Below are 17,751 nucleotides of genomic sequence, written 5' to 3'. Positions count from 1 at the left end.
TCAGCTTGCTTCAAAATAGTGAGGATCTGACTGTCTGTAAAATGTGCTTTTTTCATAATTTTCTCCTGTGTTTACAATAAGAGAAAATTCTACGTTTGGCATCTATTATTTTTCGGGGGGATTACCCTTCAAACGCATGTTCCGAGTGTTGCTGACTAAAAACCAAACTTCTTATCAGAATGCGATCTCTGGTCGAGAAGCTCTTTTATTGTCGATAGGCGGTCGTGTAGGTGGCGGAAACATTGCAGGTGTTGCCGTTGCTATCACATTAGGTGGACCAGGCGCGGTATTTTGGATGTGGGCTGTTGCGCTTATCGGAATGGCGACGAGCTTGGTAGAGTGCTCACTCGCTCAGCTCTATAAGCGAGTAGACGGTGATGTTTTCCGTGGCGGTCCTGCAAGGACGATTATTCATGACCTTGGAAAAGATTACAAATGGCTAGCTTATGTTTATTCTATATGCTTAATAGCATCTTTTGCAATCGGCTTCAGCGCATTTCAAGGTAATACAGTTGCAGGAGTAGTTGTAGATAGTCTAGGTATCGATCGTATCTATACCGGAGCATTTCTTGCAGTTATCGTTAGCTTTATTATATACGGTGGCATCCATCGTATCGCTAAAACGACAGACGTCATCGTCCCCATAATGGCGATTGCATATATAGGTATTTCTTTGCTCATAATTATCATGAATATTTCCGATCTTCCGGCGGTCATATTAACAATCGTTAAAAACGCTTTTGGTATTGAAGAAGTAGTAAGTGGTGGGATGGGGGCAGCAGTTGCAAACGGTCTCCGACGAGGCTTATTCTCCAATGAAGCAGGCCTAGGTTCTGCACCAAATGTTGCTGCAACAGCGGATGTAACGCACCCGATTAGCCAGGGAATAACTCAATCTCTGTCTGTATTCATTGATACTATCGTTGTATGCAGTTGCACAGCTTTCGTGATTTTACTTGGTAATGTATATGTACCGGGTGAGACAGTTGCTGATGGTGCTGTCCTTACACAACAATCATTGGTGTCTCATATAGGAGGGTGGGCTCAGTACTATCTAACGGGTACGATTTTTTTATTCTCTTTCAGTTCCATTATCTACAATTACTACTTGGGAGAAAATGCACTGACCTTTATATCGAAAAGCAAGCTGGCGTTACACATCCTACGAATTTCAGTTATTGCTATCGTATTCATTGGGGCTGTAGCTCCAACAGCAACGTCAGTATTTTTCTTTTCAGATCCAATGATGGGTATACTAGCTATTGTGAACTTACTCGTTCTGATAATGCTGTTCCCTACGGTAATGCGTCTGTTGAAAGATTACCGAAACAAACTTAAAGATGGGATAGAACATCCCCAATTCGACCCGGATTAATTCAGCGATTTGGATATTGACCGTAACGCGTGGCGATCTAAAACGTATTCAGTAACCTAGCAATTAGAAACAAGCCCTATTAATAAAATAGGGCTTGTTGAATAGCTACTACAGACCTAGTAATGGATTATATAAACTAAGTCCAAATCTGGCTTGAATGAATGTTGTGAGTATCGGTTTTAAATTTTTTTTGGCATATGGGTTTAGAAAAAGAGCTGTTTAGAACAAGAGTCAGTACCACATACTCTGACTCGGCACTAAACAGGGGAACGCTACTTGTTCGAGGACTTACTCGGCTTTAGTCCCGGAGTGTTTCCTGGAGTTTTTTTGTTGTCACGTCGACGTTGATCTGGTTTACCAGTCGACTTGCCTATTGGTTTTGGTCCTGGTTTCAAACCCATGATTTGATCCTTTTATTTAACGAGGTTATTCCTCGTTGTATAATCTTTGGGCAGTATTGATGGCTTTCAAGATGTGTATGAAAAACAATCTAAAAATATCACCAAGGTTTCTTGCTGGTAACTCATGTTTTGATGCGTTTTAAAATGTATTGCGACAAGTTGGAGGTACAAGATGGATAGAATTACCTCGGGTCCGCGACGGCTTAGTGTTGAAGAGATACAAGAGCTTCGTCGTGATATGCAAGAATCCTCAGCTTGGGCCAAAGCAGAACTCAAACGCCGACGAGACGCAAAAAAATCAAAAAAATTCTGCGCATGGTATAGATGATGGTATCGGGAAAGGTGGTATTTCTAAATAGCTGTTATTTCGATGTATTTTGTATCCGTTGATATTCGAGTGGGAATAACACCCGTTTTTACTAATGGTTAATGCCTTTTAGATAGCAAACATAGTTTTGTTATTTAAATAATAAAAACCGTTAGTTCTTGCCCACTAAACTAATTAAGTGAAGTGGGCTAAGTGGGTTTATTTTGCAGGAACGGGCGTAGGTTGCTCTGTTTCTGTAAGTAGCCCTTTAACTAGACTAATACAGCCTAGAATTAAAATAATAGTAAAGGGCAGGGCGGCAATAATAGTAATGTATTGCAATGCTTGAATTGAATCGGTGCCACCAATCCACAGCATTAACATAGCAATAATACTGGCAATAACGGCCCATACTAGCTTTTGCTTTATAGGTACTTCTAGTTTTCCGCCTGATGTAAGGCTATCTATTACAATAGAGCCGGAGTCGAGGGTGGTAACAAAAAAGATAATTATTAACGCCACAGCTAAAAGAGAAAGCAGCGTACCAAACGCATAAGCATCTAGCATATAAAACAAGCTAAGCGTTACATCTGTAATACCTTGGTTTGCGCCAAGTACCCCAACTTCATTTATAATTTGATCAATCGCAACACCACCAAAAACCGACATCCAAGCAGTAGTTACAAGAGTAGGAATGAGTAATACATACACTAAAAATTCGCGTATGGTACGCCCTTTTGAAATACGCGCTACAAACATACCAAAGCAAGGTGCGTATGCAACCCACCACGCCCAATAAGACACAGTCCAGCCATGTAGCCACTGCGTATCTTCTCGGCCTGTGCTTGAGCTTAGAGGAATGATATTTTTAACATAACCTATTACGGCTGTGTATGCAGAATCAAGTACCGTGGTAAAGTTTAAAATAAACACTAACCCCAGAAACACAAAGGCTATGCCCATATTTATATTACTTAGGAGTTTAACGCCACCATCCATACCGCGCACAATAGAGAGGATAGCCAAGCTCATAATTAATAAAATAATGCCTTGTTGTAATAACAAAGAGCTTTTAAAGCCGAGTACGTGGCTAATACCACTGGCAGCTTGTGCCCCGCCTAAGCCTAACGACGTAGCAAGACCAAAAAGGGTAACTAATACCGCCATTACATCGATAACATCACCTAACTTGCCCCATACTCTATCTCCTAAAAGCGGATAAAATATAGAGCGCATAGAAAGCGGTAAGCCTTTGTTATAAACAAAATAGGCTAGGCATAAAGCGGTCATACCGTAAATTGCCCACGCGTGCAGACCCCAATGGAATACAGTAGCCCCTAAAGCCATTTCTCGCCCTTGCTCGGTAAAGGCCTCTGCATTGAGAGGCGTGCCAAACCAGTCGGTGTAAAAGGCGGTGGGCTCTGCCACACCTCAAAAAATAAGGCCTATACCCATGCCTGCAGCAAAGAGCATAGATACCCACGATAAGGTTGAATAATCTGTAGTTGCTTTATCGCCGCCAAGGCGAATTTTACCCAACGGTGAAGCGGCAATACCCACTGCAAACAGCAGCAATATATAGGCGCCCCACATAAATACGTAGTCAAAATTAGTTAGTGCGGCATTTTTTATTGAGTTAATCGCCTCTTTAGCTTCGTTAGGCGAGAGGGCAAGTAGAGTAATTATAAAAAGTAGAGATAGGCCAATAGAAACAGAAAATACATTAGTATGAATATCCATGCCCCATTTGCTAACGTTATCTTGTCCTACTTGGTAATCGGTTGAATCGATACTGTATTTTTTTGATTTAAACTTCATATAACACGGCGTGAACTACCAGCAACTGCTAATAGTAAAGCTCCTCCATATTTGCATTGTGAATGACCCGCGTAAGTAAGATATATGATGAAATATGCAATTAGGTGGTAAGGCGCGGATCCCCTAGACGCTAAATTGTATTATAAATGCTGCCAATGTTATTGACTTGTTTATGTATACAGCAACTCCACCAAGCTAAATCGCTATAAAAATAACTAGCAGCAAGTGTAAATACACCATGCTAGCTAAAGTATTTAACACTTAAGAAGGAATTTACAGCATAGCGTTTGGGCTAAGCGTAGGTAAAAACAGTACCGCGGTTATTAAGCTCGTACGGTTTTAAAGCACATACTGCAGTTTTAATTACGCTAAGCTGAGCAGCATTTATTTTTTAAAGGTGAGTGCTGCTAAAGCTAAAGTGGCTTTACAGCGCTATTTAGCTTGCTAATTCAGCGTTTTGTATAATTTAAAAGCAGTTAAACTAAAAAGTTAATTTTTTACTTTACCTTTTCTAAAAGGTCTCTATAATTCGTCGACATTGCAGGGGCGTAGTTCCAATTGGTAGAACAGCGGTCTCCAAAACCGACGGTTGGGAGTTCGAATCTCTCCGCCCCTGCCATTTCTTCTTTACATCGTTTTTATTACTTCATATATTGTTCTAGTGTTTAATCTACTGAGTTGTTATGCATCCACGTTACGCAGCTATTTTTGGTATAGAAAACCTTGAACTAAATCAGCATTATCGTCCTAAAAATACTGAGACTACTTTAGCCGTTTCACAAAGCACTCCAGCTGAGCCGTTAGCGCTGAGCAAGCAGTTATTAAGTGATATACGTTTTAGTGCACCTTCTTTAACAATTAATCATGTTTTAAAAGGGGCAGACATACAGTTAGCCGACGATAAGCTTACACTACCAACCTCACAGCTCAGTGCTTCTGATAAGCGCGCTTTATGGGCTTTAATGAGCACACACCTTGATAAACTTTAAACCTGTAAACGAAAGCGCAATAGCACAATTAATGGCTATTGAAACTGCCTGCCAATCTCATCCTTGGTCTCTTAAAACAATGAGCTCTTGCATGGGCGGCCGTTACTTTAATTTAGCGGCGTTTGATGAAAACACCCTAGTAGGTTTTTATATAGGTGAAAAGGCAGGGCCTGACTTTACCCTTATGGATATATGTGTAACGCCCAGTGAGCAAGGTAAAGGCATTGCAAGGCAGTTACTTAGCCAGTTTATTGAATATGGCGAGCAGCAAAATGCTGAAAACCTTTTTTTAGAAGTACGCGAATCAAACGCGCGTGCAATAAAGCTTTACGAACATGCTGGCTTTACGCAAATGTCGGTACGTAAAAACTATTACCCAAGCGATGAGCCCTCTAAAAATGGCTATGAAGACGCCATACTAATGGGTATGGCGCTTAACTTAGCGTTTAGTTAAAGGGTTAAATTAAGCGCTAAATAAACGTTTAAAGTAAAACACGCACTTTTAGGCGGTTTCTTTACTTCTAGCTATGGTTTGCTCAATAGCATTAATTAGATTTACAATTAATGTGGGGCGCTGGGCTTGGTCATTACTAAGCAGGTTTTCTTCTAGCAGCGCTGCACTGTGGTAAATATCGTCAAAATTAAAGCAACCAGCACTGCCTTTTAAGCTATGAGCTACACTTCGAAGTGCCTCTGCATCGTTACTGGCTTTTAAGCTGTTTACCTTTTGCAAGTAACTTGGCAGATTAGCCACATAGTTATCGTTAATTTGCTGAAACTTTTCACTTTTTAGTAAACTATCCCACTTGTTCTGATTATCTTTTTCAAGATTTAAGTAACTAACTAGCACGTTTTCAAGCGCGTCTTTATCAATGGGTTTTGCCAGTGCTTTATCGCAACCGGCCTCAATGTATGTGTCTATATCATGGTTCATTACATTGGCGGTAAGCGCGATAATGGGCCCATCGTAGGCTGCATGACGTAGCATTTTAGTAGCCTCAAGGCCGCCCATTACAGGCATTTGCATATCCATAATAATTAGCTGGTAGTCGTTTACTAACGCCATTTCTACTGCTTGTGCACCATTGTTAGCCATATCTGGCTCTAGGCCCCAGGTTTGTAATAGCAGTTTTATAAGTAGCTGGTTATCGGGGTTATCTTCGGCAACTAATATGTTGGCATCAAAACTAGAAGTGGCAAACGACAAGAAAGGGTCTTTTTCTGGAATAAGCTGTGCTTGCTCAGTTAAAAGCTCTAGTGGCTGTTTCGGCTCGTTAATATGGCAATCAACGGTAATAGCAAAGCGACTGCCTATGCCAATTTCGCTTTTTAAAGTAACATCGCCACCCAATAACTGCGCTAAGTTTTTAGAAATACATAAACCTAATCCTGTGCCTCCAAAGCGGCGCGTGGTGGTGGCATCGGCTTGTTCAAAAGGTTTAAATATACGCTCTATTTGGTGCTCAGACATACCAATACCGGTGTCTTTAACCACAAATTCAAGCTGCTGCTTACTTTGCAAATAATGCACACAAATTGACACATTGCCTTGCTCGGTAAATTTTACGGCATTGCTGGCTATGTTTATCAAAATTTGTTTTAAACGCGTCATATCACTATAAATAGTGCGCGGTAATGGCAGCTCGTAATGAATGCTAAACGCCAGTTGTTTGTCGTGCGCTAGCGGTTCAATAATTGATTCTATATCGTGAACCAGCTGTACTACATTAAGGGGGGCTTGCTCTACAGCGAGCTTTTCTGCTTCTATTTTAGATAAATCGAGTATGTTGTTTATTAGCTCTAATAAGTGTTTAGAGTTTCGTAAAATGGTATTTAAATGCTGTTTGTCGTTAACCACTTTATCGTTAATTAATAACTGCTCGGTAAAGCCCATAATGGCCGTAAGTGGGGTGCGAATCTCGTGACTCATATTTGCTAAAAAACGGCTTTTAAGCTGGTTAGCTTGCTCTGCTTGAGCTATGGCAAGTTCAAGCTGGCTGTTCATCGCTTCGAGCGCTTTAGTACGGCTTTCTACTTTGTCTTCTAGGTGGTGTTTATATTCTTCTAGCTGTTCTTGGTAGTGTCTTATTTGGTTGATCATGTGATTAAAATCGTTAAACAACACCCCAACTTCATCATTTGTATGAGCAGGTAAATTTACCGATAAATCACCATCACCTACACGGTGGCTGGCGGCCCCTAAAAGCTCAATTGGGTTTAGCAGTAAATTGCGCACAACCACAAAAATAAGAATAGGCAGGGTGATCACCGAAATTATCACAATTAAGCCTGTGATTAAGCTAATTGCCTTACCCGACTGATAAAGCACGCCTTTTGGAATGGTTGATACAAAGTAATAACCGCCGCTCATTTGTACAGCAAATATCATTCTTTCTATTTTATCTATGCTCGAAAGCTCAATAGTCGAAAGGGTGCCTACATCGGCTAAATCGTGAACCTGTTCAAGCTCGTGCTCGGTAATATATTGTCCGCGTAAGCTGTAGTCTGAGCTAAATAAAATTTGCCCGTCGTTGGTTAGCAGTAAATTAAGGGTGTTGTTATAAGGTGCCTCTAAAATACTGGTGTTTAATATAGAGGGTTCAACTTGTAATACTATAAAGCCAAGTTGTTGTGGGCGTTTTAAATAGTAATCAACACTTTGTACGCGCTGTACAAAAAATAAGTTGGTGGTGCCGTCGTTGTTTTGCACCATAAATTGTTGTTGGCGCAAATTACTTTGCAGTACTTGCTTAAAAAATGGGTATGACTGCGGTGCGGTTGTTAAATTATTAGAATAATACGCGTCACTTTTACCACTGGCCGAGACTAAGTTAATACTAATTATATCTGGGTAGGCTTCGCTATAACTGGCAAAAACATCCATTAGTGCCCCTAAGCGGCGTGTATAGCTGCCATCAGCATGAATGTCGTTTGATAAAAAATCGTTTAAAACAGGCGAGGTAGACAGTAGTTTTGCTGTTGAATGAAACGAGTCTATGTAGTTGAAAACCTTTTGCTGTTGCTGCTCAACAAAGCGACTCATTATAAGATCAGCCTGCTTTTGTGTTGAGTTGGTTACGTTAGTTAATGTAAAACCACCTAAAAACAACAAGGGTAATATAACAAGCGGGGTTATATACCATAATAATCGAATACTTAACTTACTGGTTTTCATGACCAAACTACTTATCCTCCGTGCAATCTAGCAATGATATGCGTTACGACTTTATTACACAAGAAGCGTAAGCTGATTTGGGTTAATTTAGCGTAAAAAAAGTGTGTATATAATTGGTTTAAATACGGCTAGTGAGCACCGAAAGCGAGATTATATTTTAAGGCGCTATATTTAGCTTTGTTTTAAATAAGTTAGCGGCTGCGCTGCTTGGTTTTTTAATTATATAGCTAACAGTGCAGTATCAATGCCTGTCATAAATTGAGCGCAAGGGGCTAACCCGTAGCGCTATTTTTATATTTATTAGTGTTTAGCACAATGCATTAAAATATGCGTTGTTAGGGCATTGGCATTAAGGGTAATTTAGCCACGCTTAAAATTAATGCGTGGCTTTAAAATGCTATTTATTTAAAGTATTACAAATTTAAAAATTAGTTCTTTTGAGTGTGAGCCGTACCGTAAGAGCGCACTAAAAAATTTATTGCTACTTCTACCCAGCGGTCTATATCTTTTTTAAGCACAGGCTGATCGGGGTGAGTTAAGTACATTAAATGTAGCTCACTGCGCATTAAGGCAACAAATAGGTTAGTGGCTTCTTCAATGTTTAATTCTTCAAAATCCAGCTCTTTAGATTCCACTGCCGCTTTTAAATAATTAGAGACCTTGCCTTTTACCACCCGCGGGCCAGAGTTATAAAACATATGACCTAGGGCGGGTAAGCGGGGGGCTTCAGCAACAACAATTCGGTATAGAGCCATGGCCGTCTCTGATAGAGCGATTTGTAAATAAGCATGCCCAAGGCGGCGTAAGTTTTCTGTTAAGTTGCCTGGCTTAAACGTTATATTATCGATTGATGCTGTAAATATTTCGCATTCACTTTTAATGACCGCTAAAAATAAAATTTCTTTATTTGCAAAGTGAGCGTAAACCGTCGATTTTGATACGCCTGCCTCACGTTGGATCATGTCGGTGGTTGCACCGTTAAAACCATGAATTAAAAATATTTTACGTGCAGCATGTAATACCGTTCGTGCTTTTGCGCCAAGCTCTAATTCACTTGGAGGCAGAGTGTTTTGGGCATTAGTAAGCGTTTTTGTCATTACATTTCACCTTGACATAATGTTAAATTACGCCTAGCATATCAAACCGAGCGGTACAGTTCAATTTTAACTTTGAGTTAAGGGTGTTTTTAGCAGCTGTTAACTATCGGTATTACCCTGTTAAATGTATTTAAGGTGTGACTAGGCAGCAATTAGCGTGCTTAGCTTTTTTTGCCTATCAATCGAACCGAGCGGTACAGTACATAAATAATTGTATTATTAATTTAGGATTTAAAAATGGCTAATCTGTGTCTTAATAAAAGACTTTTTAATTATTCGCGGCATTCAGCTATTGCGCTTACATTAGCTGGGGCTTTGTCGGGTGTGTAGTGGGTCCTAACTTTGAAGAGCCTAATACAAATATAAACAACGATGCTATAAAGCCAACTCCCGAATTTACTCAGCTACAAAGCGGTAATGCTGAATTGGCGTGGAATTGGTGGACAATTTTAAACGATCCTATTTTAACGGAGCTAGAGCGCAAAGCACAGTTAGGTAATCTTGACTTACAGCTAGCATCAAGCCGAATTGCCCAAAGCCGCGCGGCATTGGGTATTGCATCGACAGACCGCTTACCCAGTGTATCTGCTGGGTTTGACTACAAGCGCGAAGGGCTGAGCGAAAATGGTAAGTTTGTTGCACTCGGTGCGCCCTCAGACCCTGATAACTTTTGGCAGCTTGGTTTTGATGCCAGCTGGGAACTTGATTTATGGGGCCGTAATAAACGTGTTGAAGAAGGGGCCGTTACTATGCTGCAGGCCTCTTTGTATGCGCGTGAAGCCGTGCGTGTTAGCTTAGCTGGCGAGGTGGCTAAAACGTATTTGTTACTGCGCAGTGCACAAACGCAGCTAAACATAACACACGAAAACAAAACTATTGCAGAGCGTGTGTTAAAGCTTGCACAAAGCCGCGAAAAAAACGGTGTAAGTACACGTTTTGAAACAATTAGTGCAAAAGCAGAGCTGGCAACAATTAATGCTGCGCTACCAGAGCAAACGCAGCGCTGTAATGTGTTAATGAACGCGCTTGCGTTGCTAGTAGGTGAAAAACCACGTGCCTTAAATACTTTGTTAGCCGAGCGTATTGCTACGCCCGTTATGCCAAGCGAAATTCCTTCGGCTATTCCATCAGAGTTTGTGAAACGCCGCCCAGATATTTTACAAGCGCAAGCACACTTACACAGTGCTGTTGCCGCTATTGGCGCGGCCGAAGCGAATTTTTACCCGCGCATTACTTTAACGGGCTCATTAGGAGTTGAAGGGTATGCGCAGAGTGATTTATCAACCTGGGATTCACGTGTTTTTTCAGTGGGACCAAATGTTTATTTGCCTATTTTTCAGGGTGGGCGCTTAAAGTCACAGCTTAAGCTTACTAAAGAGCGCGAGAAAAACGCGGCTTTAACGTATCGTCAAACTGTACTAAAAGCGTGGCACGAAGTTGATAACGCAGTAGATGGCTGGGCTGTGCAGCAAAATCACCATCACAAAGTTGAAATTGCCCACGACTTTAATAAGCAGGCTTTACAAACCGTTGAAAGAGCCTACCAGCAAGGTGCAGCCGACTACCTTAGTGTTTTAACGGCGCAACGTAATTTATTAGCAAGCCAAACTAAGTTAAATAACAGTGCAACCAATGCCTCGATTGCGGTTGTAAATTTGTATAAATCTCTCGATGGTGGCTGGAACCCAGACGCGCTACCTGAAAGTGCGTTTGCGCCAATGTCAGCCAAGGCGGAGGGCGAGTAATGAATGCAGTCACGATTAATGTGCCTGTACAAAATGCGGCACCTGTTGCTAAGCCCGCAGGGCCATCAAAACAAGCACTGGCTGGGCTATTATGCATTTTTATTGCCGCTATGATGGCGGGTTTAAATAACCGAGTAGGGGCACTTGGATTAGCTGATGTGAGGGGCGTAATAGGGGCAAGTTTAGATGATGCCTCTTGGCTTTCAAGCGCCTATACCGTTGGGGAACTAATCGCTATGCCTTTTGCTTCGTGGTTTGCCATTACGTTATCGGTTAGACGCTTTCATATTTCTATGGTGACTATATGTGGTGTTATTGCGGCTATTTTACCTTTTATTCATGATTTAAACTTATTAATTGTGCTGCGTTTTGTGCAAGGGGTAAGTAGTGGCGCGCTCATTCCTATATTGATGATGGCTGCACTTAAATTTTTACCCCCTAACATACGTTTACACGGTTTAGCGCTTTACGCCATGACCGCTACATTCGCTCCAAATTTAGCTATTTGGCTAAGCGGGCAGTGGGCTGATGTTTTATCGGACTGGCGCTGGATTTACTGGCAAGTTATTCCGCTTTGTATTATTGCAGGTTCACTAACTGCGTGGGGGCTCCCAAAAGAGGGTGTTAAATATGCGCGCTTTAAAGAAGGAAACTGGTTAGGCCTAGTATGCGGCGTATCGTCTTTGACGTTAATTGCCATCGCGCTTGATCAAGGTGTGCGTTTAGATTGGTTTAATTCACCGCTTATTAGTGTGTGTTTTTTTGGTGGGCTAATTTTATTTGGCTGCTACGTATTAACCGAGTGGCATCACAAAGCGCCGTTTATGAGGCCGCAATTATTAGGCCGTCGCAATTTAGGTATTGTCTCTGTACTACTTACCATGTTGCTAGTGGTGTTGATGTCGGGCTCAATGTTGCCCTCAACCCATTTAGCCAATTTGCATAGCTATAGAGCATTACAGCTAGCGCCAGTAGGGTTATTAATTGCGCTACCACAACTTGTACTTGGCTCGGTAGTGGCACTGCTTTTATACAAAAAATGGGTAGACGCCCGCATTGTGATGTCAATTGGATTATTTTTAATTGCGCTGGCCTGTTTTAGCGGCGCACAAATTACGCCTTTATGGCATCGCGATCAATTTATCACAGCGCAGCTGTTGCAAGCATTTGGCCAGCCCATGGCAGTGGTCTCTATTTTATTTTTAATGACCAGTGTACTAGACCCAAGCGAAGGGCCGTTTTTTTCGGGAACCATAAACACATTACGTGTGTTTGGCTCGCTTATTGGCGGGGCTGTTGTGGGGCAGCTATTAACGGTGCGCAGTCATTTTCATAACGAAATGCTATTAGATCGCGCCTCACTGGTCGGTAACTCATTGGCAAACACCATACCTAATGAGCAATTAGGCGGCGTTATTGCCCAGCAATCGTTAGTGATGTCGGTAGGTGATGCCTACTTGGTGCTTGGTGTGTTAGCACTTGTATTAATTCCGCTGGCGCTATGTATGAACTTTGTACCAGCCCCGAATCTTAGTAAATCTTAAATTTTAATCGTTGAGTAATATATTATGGCCTTACCAAAAGTAGTTAAATTAACCGTTGCAGCAACTATACTTGCCGTTGTTGCAGGCAGTATTATTTATCTTAATAAACCGGAGTCGCAAAGTGCAACTCAAACAACTGACGATGCCTACGTGCAAGCCGACTTTACCTTTGTGGCGCCTCAGGTATCTGGCACGGTAGATCAAGTACTCATTAAAGATAACCAGCGAGTACAAAAAGGCGATTTAATTGCCACCATAGATAATCGCGATTTTGTAGTGGCCCTAGATTCCGCTAAAGCCCAAGCTAATAGTGCTAAAGCAAGTGTAGCAAGCTTGCAAGCTAAGTTAACTTATCAAGATTCGCTGGTACAACAAGCGCAAGCTGCGGTAGAGGCCGGCACTGCATCACTTAAATTAGCGCAGTTAAATTTAAAGCGTTATACCAACTTAGCAACCGATGGCTCAGGTACTGTGCAAGCACGAGAAGAAGCACAAGCAAAGCTGGCTATTCAAAAAGCAAACTTGCATAAAAACCAAGCAGGCCTTGCAGCAGCAAAGCAGCAGATTGAAATTTTACGTGCCGATATTGAAAAAGCCAAAGCTGTACTTGTACAAGCTAAAGCACGTGTAGTAGATGCCGAACTTAAGTTATCGTATACCCAAATTACTGCGCCTATTGATGGCATAGTTGGCCAAAAATCGGTGCGTGTAGGAGCATATGTAAACCCAGGCAGCCCGCTATTAGTTGTTGTACCGCTTGAGAAAGTGTTTGTTAGTGCAAACTACCGTGAAACTCAGCTAGCTAATGTAAAAGTAGGCCAAGAAGTTGAAATAAAAGTAGATGCACTACCAGGGAAAATTTTACGCGGCCACGTTGATAGCCTAAGCCCTGCCAGTGGAGTGAGCTACTCAGCCATTGGTGCACATAACGCCACGGGAAACTTCACCAAAATTGTGCAGCGTTTACCGGTTAAAATTAGCTTAGATGCAAACCAGCCGGCGCTTAAGCAGTTACGAGTAGGTATGTCGGTGGTACCCAGTATTTCAATAACGCAGTAGCACATTGTGTTAATTACAAGGCCAGTAACCATGTTGCTGGCCCTTAAAATTAGTTACTCCTTCCTTTTGCATATAAAGCCAAGATATTTTTGAGTTAGATAGCACACTTTTATACCGACTCCTGTTACAATTGCCACTATTAAAAAATTAGCTATATGGCGTTAATTGTTGTCAATTTATTCACACTAAATTGCTCAAAGCCCAGTTAATAACGATCAACTTAACGGGTTGCCTTGCATACACTCAATGTTATGCATGTAACTTGGCATCAAACTAAAAGAACTTATTAATGGCAGACCAGAATATTATCAACGAAATTAGCAAGCGAAGGACTTTTGCAATCATATCGCATCCGGATGCTGGTAAAACCACCATCACCGAAAAAGTACTTTTGTTCGGACAAGCGATTCAAAAAGCCGGTACTGTAAAAGGCCGTGGCTCTAATCAGCATGCAAAGTCTGACTGGATGGAAATGGAAAAAGAGCGTGGTATATCGGTTACTACCTCTGTAATGCAGTTTCCGTATAACAATGCGCTGGTTAATTTACTTGATACCCCTGGACACGAAGACTTCTCAGAAGATACTTACCGTACATTGACCGCGGTAGATTCGTGTTTAATGGTTATTGATGCCGCAAAAGGTGTAGAAGAACGTACCCGTAAGCTAATGGAAGTTACGCGCCTACGTACCACGCCTATTGTTACCTTTATGAATAAGTGTGACCGTGATATTCGTGACCCAATGGAACTACTCGATGAAGTAGAAACAGAGCTAAATATTGCCTGTGCGCCTATTACTTGGCCAATTGGTTGTGGTAAAGAGTTTAAAGGTGTTTATCACATTCATAACGACGAAGCTGTTTTATACAAAACAGGCCAAGGTCATACTATTCAAGAAGTTCGCACTGTAAAAGGCCTAGATAACCCAGAGCTTGATACCGCCATTGGTGAAGAACTCGCTGAGCAATTACGTGAAGAGCTAGAGCTGGTAATTGGTGCCTCAAACGAGTTTGATCTTGAATTGTTTTTAGCAGGTGAGCTTTCTCCGGTGTACTTTGGTACAGCCCTTGGTAACTTTGGTGTAGACCATGTACTTGATGGTTTAACGCAATGGGCACCAACGCCATTACCGCGCGAAACAGATGACCGCCAAGTAATCGCAACAGAAGAAAACTTTACCGGTTTTGTGTTTAAAATTCAGGCAAACATGGACCCTAAACACCGTGACCGCATTGCCTTTATGCGTATTGTGTCGGGCAAATACAGCCAAGGCATGAAAATGAACCACGTACGCCTTGGTAAGCAAATTAGTATTTCTGATGCGGTAACCTTTATGGCAGGCGATCGTGAGCGTGCAGCAGATGCATATGCGGGCGATATTATTGGTTTGCATAACCACGGTACCATTCAAATTGGCGATACCTTTACGCAAGGCGAAAAGCTTAAATTTAGCGGTATACCTAACTTTGCGCCTGAGCTATTTCGTCGTATTCGTTTGCGCGATCCGCTCAAACAAAAGCAATTATTAAAAGGCTTAGTACAACTTTCTGAAGAAGGTGCAGTACAAGTATTTAGACCGCTTACTAACAACGATTTAATTGTAGGCGCGGTAGGTGTACTTCAGTTTGACGTAGTTGTAGCGCGCTTAAAAGCTGAGTACAACGTAGATGCAATTTACGAAGGCGTAAATGTAAATACGGCACGTTGGGTAAGCAGCGACGATGTTAAAAAGTTTGAAGAGTTTAAACGTAAGTGCGAAAGCAACTTAGCACTCGATGGTGGCGATAACTTAACTTACATAGCACCGAGCCGTGTAAACCTTAACTTATCGGTAGAGCGTTACCCAGAGGTAACCTTTAACCATACGCGCGAAAACTAGAATCGACTGACTAAAGTTAACTGAAAGCCTGCTATGGCGGGCTTACAAAGGTAAATAATATAATGAACATTCGTACTATTTTAGTAGAAAAAGCCATTGCCGCCATGACCGCAGCAGGCCTACCAGAAGACACAAACCCAGCTGTTACACAAAGCACACGCCCACAGTTTGGTGATTACCAAATTAATGGTGCAATGGGCGCCGCTAAAAAAATGAAAAGCAACCCACGTGAGCTTGCGCAAAAAATTATTGATAACCTAGATGTAACCGACATCGCTGAAAAAACAGAAATTGCCGGCCCGGGTTTTATTAATATTCATTTAAAGCCTGAGTTTTTAGCCAACAGTGTAAAAGCAGCTAACAGCGATGCAAAACTGGCTGTAAACGAGCACGCAAATCCGCAAACTGTCGTGGTAGATTACTCATCACCTAACCTTGCAAAAGAAATGCACGTAGGCCATTTACGTTCAACCATTATTGGTGATGCCATTGTACGTGCGCTTGAATTTAGAGGCGACAAAGTCATTCGTCAAAACCACATGGGCGATTGGGGCACACAATTTGGTATGCTAATTGCGCATTTAGAAGATCAAATTAGCCAAGGCGTAGACTTAGAGTCGGTAGCGCTTGCTGATTTAGAAACGTTTTACCGCGATGCAAAAAAACGTTTTGACGATGAAGAAGGCTTTGCCGATAAAGCCCGTGACTATGTAGTTAAACTACAAGGCGGCGACGCGCACTGTGAAAAGCTATGGAAGCTATTTATAGCGACCTCTGTTAAGCACTCTGAAGAAGTTTACAAACGTCTAAACGTAACGCTTACCCAAGACGATATTATGGCTGAAAGTGCTTACAACAGTGAGCTTAACGATATTATTAGCCTATTAAAAGATAAAAACATAGCGGTAGAGTCGCAAGGCGCACAAGTGGTGTTTTTAGATGAACTTGCCAATAAAGATGGTGAGCCATCGGCGTTTATCGTGCAAAAATCTGGCGGCGGCTTTTTATATGCAACCACCGATTTAGCCGCGTGTAACTACCGCTCAAATACCTTAGGCGCTGAGCGTATTTTAATATTTGTTGATGCACGCCAAAGCCTTCACTTTAATCAAGTGGAGCTTACCGCACGTAAAGCAGGCCTTTTACGCGATGAAACAAGCTACGAGTTTTGCCCGTTTGGCACCATGATGGGCGCCGATGGTAAACCATTTAAAACCCGTACAGGTGGTACAGTAAAACTTGCTGATTTACTTGAAGAGTCGATTAGCCGTGCAGCAACAAAACTTGCTGAGCGTGAATCTGATTTATCAGATCATGATCGCAGCGAAATTGCGCGTAAAGTAGGTATTGGCGCTGTTAAATACGCTGATCTTTCTAAGCATCGTACCAGCGATTACATATTCAACTGGGACACCATGTTAAGCTTTGAAGGCGCGACAGCACCTTACTTACAATATGCTTATACCCGTGTACGCAGTATTTTCCGTAAATCAGGTGTCGATGCTGAGACTCTTAGAGTTTTAGGGGCTCAAGTGCATATCACTGAGCCGCAAGAAAAAGCCCTCGCGCTTAAGCTACTACAGCTTGAAGAAGTCCTTGATTTAATGATCTCTGAGGCTACTCCGCATGTACTATGTAGCTACTTATACGAGCTAGCTAGCCTATACATGACATTCTACGAAGCCTGCCCAGTACTTAAAGAAGGCGTAGCGCTAAGCGTACGCGACAGCCGTTTAGTGTTATGTAATTTAGTGGCAGATACACTAAAAACAGGATTGGATTTGTTAGGCATTGAAGTCATGGAGCAAATGTAATCACCGTCGTATTTTAACCTAATACTGCGTTATCCACCCCAACTTACCCTAATCACATACAAATCGTATGCTCATAGGGATAAGTAGGGGTGGATGCCTTGTCTTAGGCTAAACTACATAGGTGAACATCTGCTTCGTGTAGTTCGCTTTGACTACGTTGTCGTGCTTTTTTAGCCTAAGTCACATACAAACCGTATGCTCCTTGGCATAAAAAAGCACTTCGCCTTGTCAGCACTCCTACACTTTTAGATATCTGAGTTGTGTAGTTCGCTTTAGCTGCGTTGGTAAAACTATTTAGCCTAAGTCACATACAAACAGTATGCTCCTTGGCATAAATAGTTTTACCGCCTTGCTAGCACTCCTACACTTGCAGATGATTTTAGGCTTTACTTGACGAACTTTTGTAAGTTAATCAATTTTGTTGATCTGACTCCATAAAAGTAGACACCTATTTAGGAGTCAGTTCTCATGAAAGTAAAAGCGTTTCGTAAACATACAGAGGAATTTAAAAGAAAAGTGGTGCAGGAGTCATTAGACTCACACGGTAC

Annotated in this window: 10 protein-coding genes, 1 tRNA gene and 1 pseudogene; 9 read left to right on the top strand and 3 right to left on the bottom strand. The window is 41.8% G+C overall.

The features are described from left to right. Positions 1-136 precede the first annotated feature (136 nt). On the top strand, positions 137-1,375 hold the full coding sequence (locus PSI06_RS19075) for an alanine/glycine:cation symporter family protein (protein ID WP_273604634.1): 1,239 nt from the start codon (positions 137-139) through the stop codon (positions 1,373-1,375). A gap of 927 nt (positions 1,376-2,302) precedes the next feature. Here PSI06_RS19075 and PSI06_RS19070 read toward each other — a convergent pair. Next, positions 2,303-3,901 (bottom strand): annotated as a pseudogene (locus PSI06_RS19070) (BCCT family transporter). 542 nt (positions 3,902-4,443) lie between these two features. Here PSI06_RS19070 and PSI06_RS19065 point away from each other — a divergent pair. From PSI06_RS19065 to rimI, 3 genes are all read left to right on the top strand, one after another. Next, a tRNA-Trp gene (locus PSI06_RS19065) sits at positions 4,444-4,520 on the top strand. Positions 4,521-4,584: 64 nt separating this feature from the next. Continuing rightward, entirely contained in the window at positions 4,585-4,890 is a 306-nt protein-coding gene (locus PSI06_RS19060) for a hypothetical protein (RefSeq protein ID WP_004586147.1), read from the top strand. Beyond that, a complete protein-coding gene (gene rimI / locus PSI06_RS19055; RefSeq protein ID WP_004586148.1) occupies positions 4,877-5,344 on the top strand; it encodes a ribosomal protein S18-alanine N-acetyltransferase in 468 nt (155 codons plus the stop codon). The genes PSI06_RS19060 and rimI overlap by 14 nt, the downstream gene beginning before the upstream one ends. 48 nt (positions 5,345-5,392) lie before the next feature. Here rimI and PSI06_RS19050 read toward each other — a convergent pair whose 3' ends face one another. Both PSI06_RS19050 and PSI06_RS19045 read right to left on the bottom strand, forming a co-directional pair. After that, positions 5,393-8,065, bottom strand: coding sequence for an ATP-binding protein (locus tag PSI06_RS19050; protein ID WP_273604633.1), 2,673 nt, complete (start codon positions 8,063-8,065; stop codon positions 5,393-5,395). A 428-nt stretch (positions 8,066-8,493) separates the two neighbouring features. Continuing rightward, positions 8,494-9,162 (bottom strand): TetR/AcrR family transcriptional regulator, encoded by a 669-nt coding sequence (locus PSI06_RS19045; protein ID WP_273604632.1) that lies wholly within the window; start codon positions 9,160-9,162, stop codon positions 8,494-8,496. A gap of 329 nt (positions 9,163-9,491) precedes the next feature. Here PSI06_RS19045 and PSI06_RS19040 point away from each other — a divergent pair, with 329 nt between their 5' ends. The 5 genes from PSI06_RS19040 to argS all read left to right on the top strand — a co-directional run bounded on the left by PSI06_RS19040 (position 9,492) and on the right by argS (position 17,203). Beyond that, entirely contained in the window at positions 9,492-10,907 is a 1,416-nt protein-coding gene (locus PSI06_RS19040) for an efflux transporter outer membrane subunit (RefSeq protein ID WP_273604631.1), read from the top strand. Continuing rightward, a complete protein-coding gene (locus PSI06_RS19035; protein WP_273604630.1) occupies positions 10,907-12,451 on the top strand; it encodes an MFS transporter in 1,545 nt (514 codons plus the stop codon). Before PSI06_RS19040 ends, PSI06_RS19035 begins: the two co-directional genes overlap by 1 nt. A 24-nt stretch (positions 12,452-12,475) precedes the next feature. Continuing rightward, positions 12,476-13,510 (top strand): HlyD family secretion protein, encoded by a 1,035-nt coding sequence (locus PSI06_RS19030; protein WP_273604629.1) that lies wholly within the window; start codon positions 12,476-12,478, stop codon positions 13,508-13,510. 289 nt (positions 13,511-13,799) lie between these two features. Continuing rightward, positions 13,800-15,389, top strand: coding sequence for a peptide chain release factor 3 (gene prfC / locus PSI06_RS19025; protein WP_004586154.1), 1,590 nt, complete (start codon positions 13,800-13,802; stop codon positions 15,387-15,389). 62 nt (positions 15,390-15,451) lie between these two features. Continuing rightward, positions 15,452-17,203: an arginine--tRNA ligase gene (gene argS, locus PSI06_RS19020; protein ID WP_273604628.1), complete on the top strand. Its 1,752-nt coding sequence runs from the start codon at positions 15,452-15,454 to the stop codon at positions 17,201-17,203. The last annotated feature ends 548 nt before the right edge of the window (positions 17,204-17,751 follow it).

Source organism: Pseudoalteromonas sp. GABNS16E (genome assembly GCF_028598715.1).
In the GTDB taxonomy this organism is placed as follows: Bacteria; Pseudomonadota; Gammaproteobacteria; order Enterobacterales; family Alteromonadaceae; genus Pseudoalteromonas; species Pseudoalteromonas atlantica.
This window is presented reverse-complemented; position numbering and strand designations above follow the sequence as displayed.

What these genes read in the sequence shown, in the direction of transcription:
- PSI06_RS19075 (WP_273604634.1), top strand. Translation starts at nt 137, where the DNA reads ATGTTCCGAGTGTTGCTGACTAAAAACCAAACTTCTTATCAGAATGCG.
- PSI06_RS19060 (WP_004586147.1), top strand. Translation starts at nt 4,585, where the DNA reads ATGCATCCACGTTACGCAGCTATTTTTGGTATAGAAAACCTTGAACTA.
- PSI06_RS19050 (WP_273604633.1), bottom strand. Translation starts at nt 8,065, where the DNA reads ATGAAAACCAGTAAGTTAAGTATTCGATTATTATGGTATATAACCCCG.
- PSI06_RS19045 (WP_273604632.1), bottom strand. Translation starts at nt 9,162, where the DNA reads ATGACAAAAACGCTTACTAATGCCCAAAACACTCTGCCTCCAAGTGAA.
- PSI06_RS19035 (WP_273604630.1), top strand. Translation starts at nt 10,907, where the DNA reads ATGAATGCAGTCACGATTAATGTGCCTGTACAAAATGCGGCACCTGTT.
- PSI06_RS19030 (WP_273604629.1), top strand. Translation starts at nt 12,476, where the DNA reads ATGGCCTTACCAAAAGTAGTTAAATTAACCGTTGCAGCAACTATACTT.
- prfC (WP_004586154.1), top strand. Translation starts at nt 13,800, where the DNA reads ATGGCAGACCAGAATATTATCAACGAAATTAGCAAGCGAAGGACTTTT.
- argS (WP_273604628.1), top strand. Translation starts at nt 15,452, where the DNA reads ATGAACATTCGTACTATTTTAGTAGAAAAAGCCATTGCCGCCATGACC.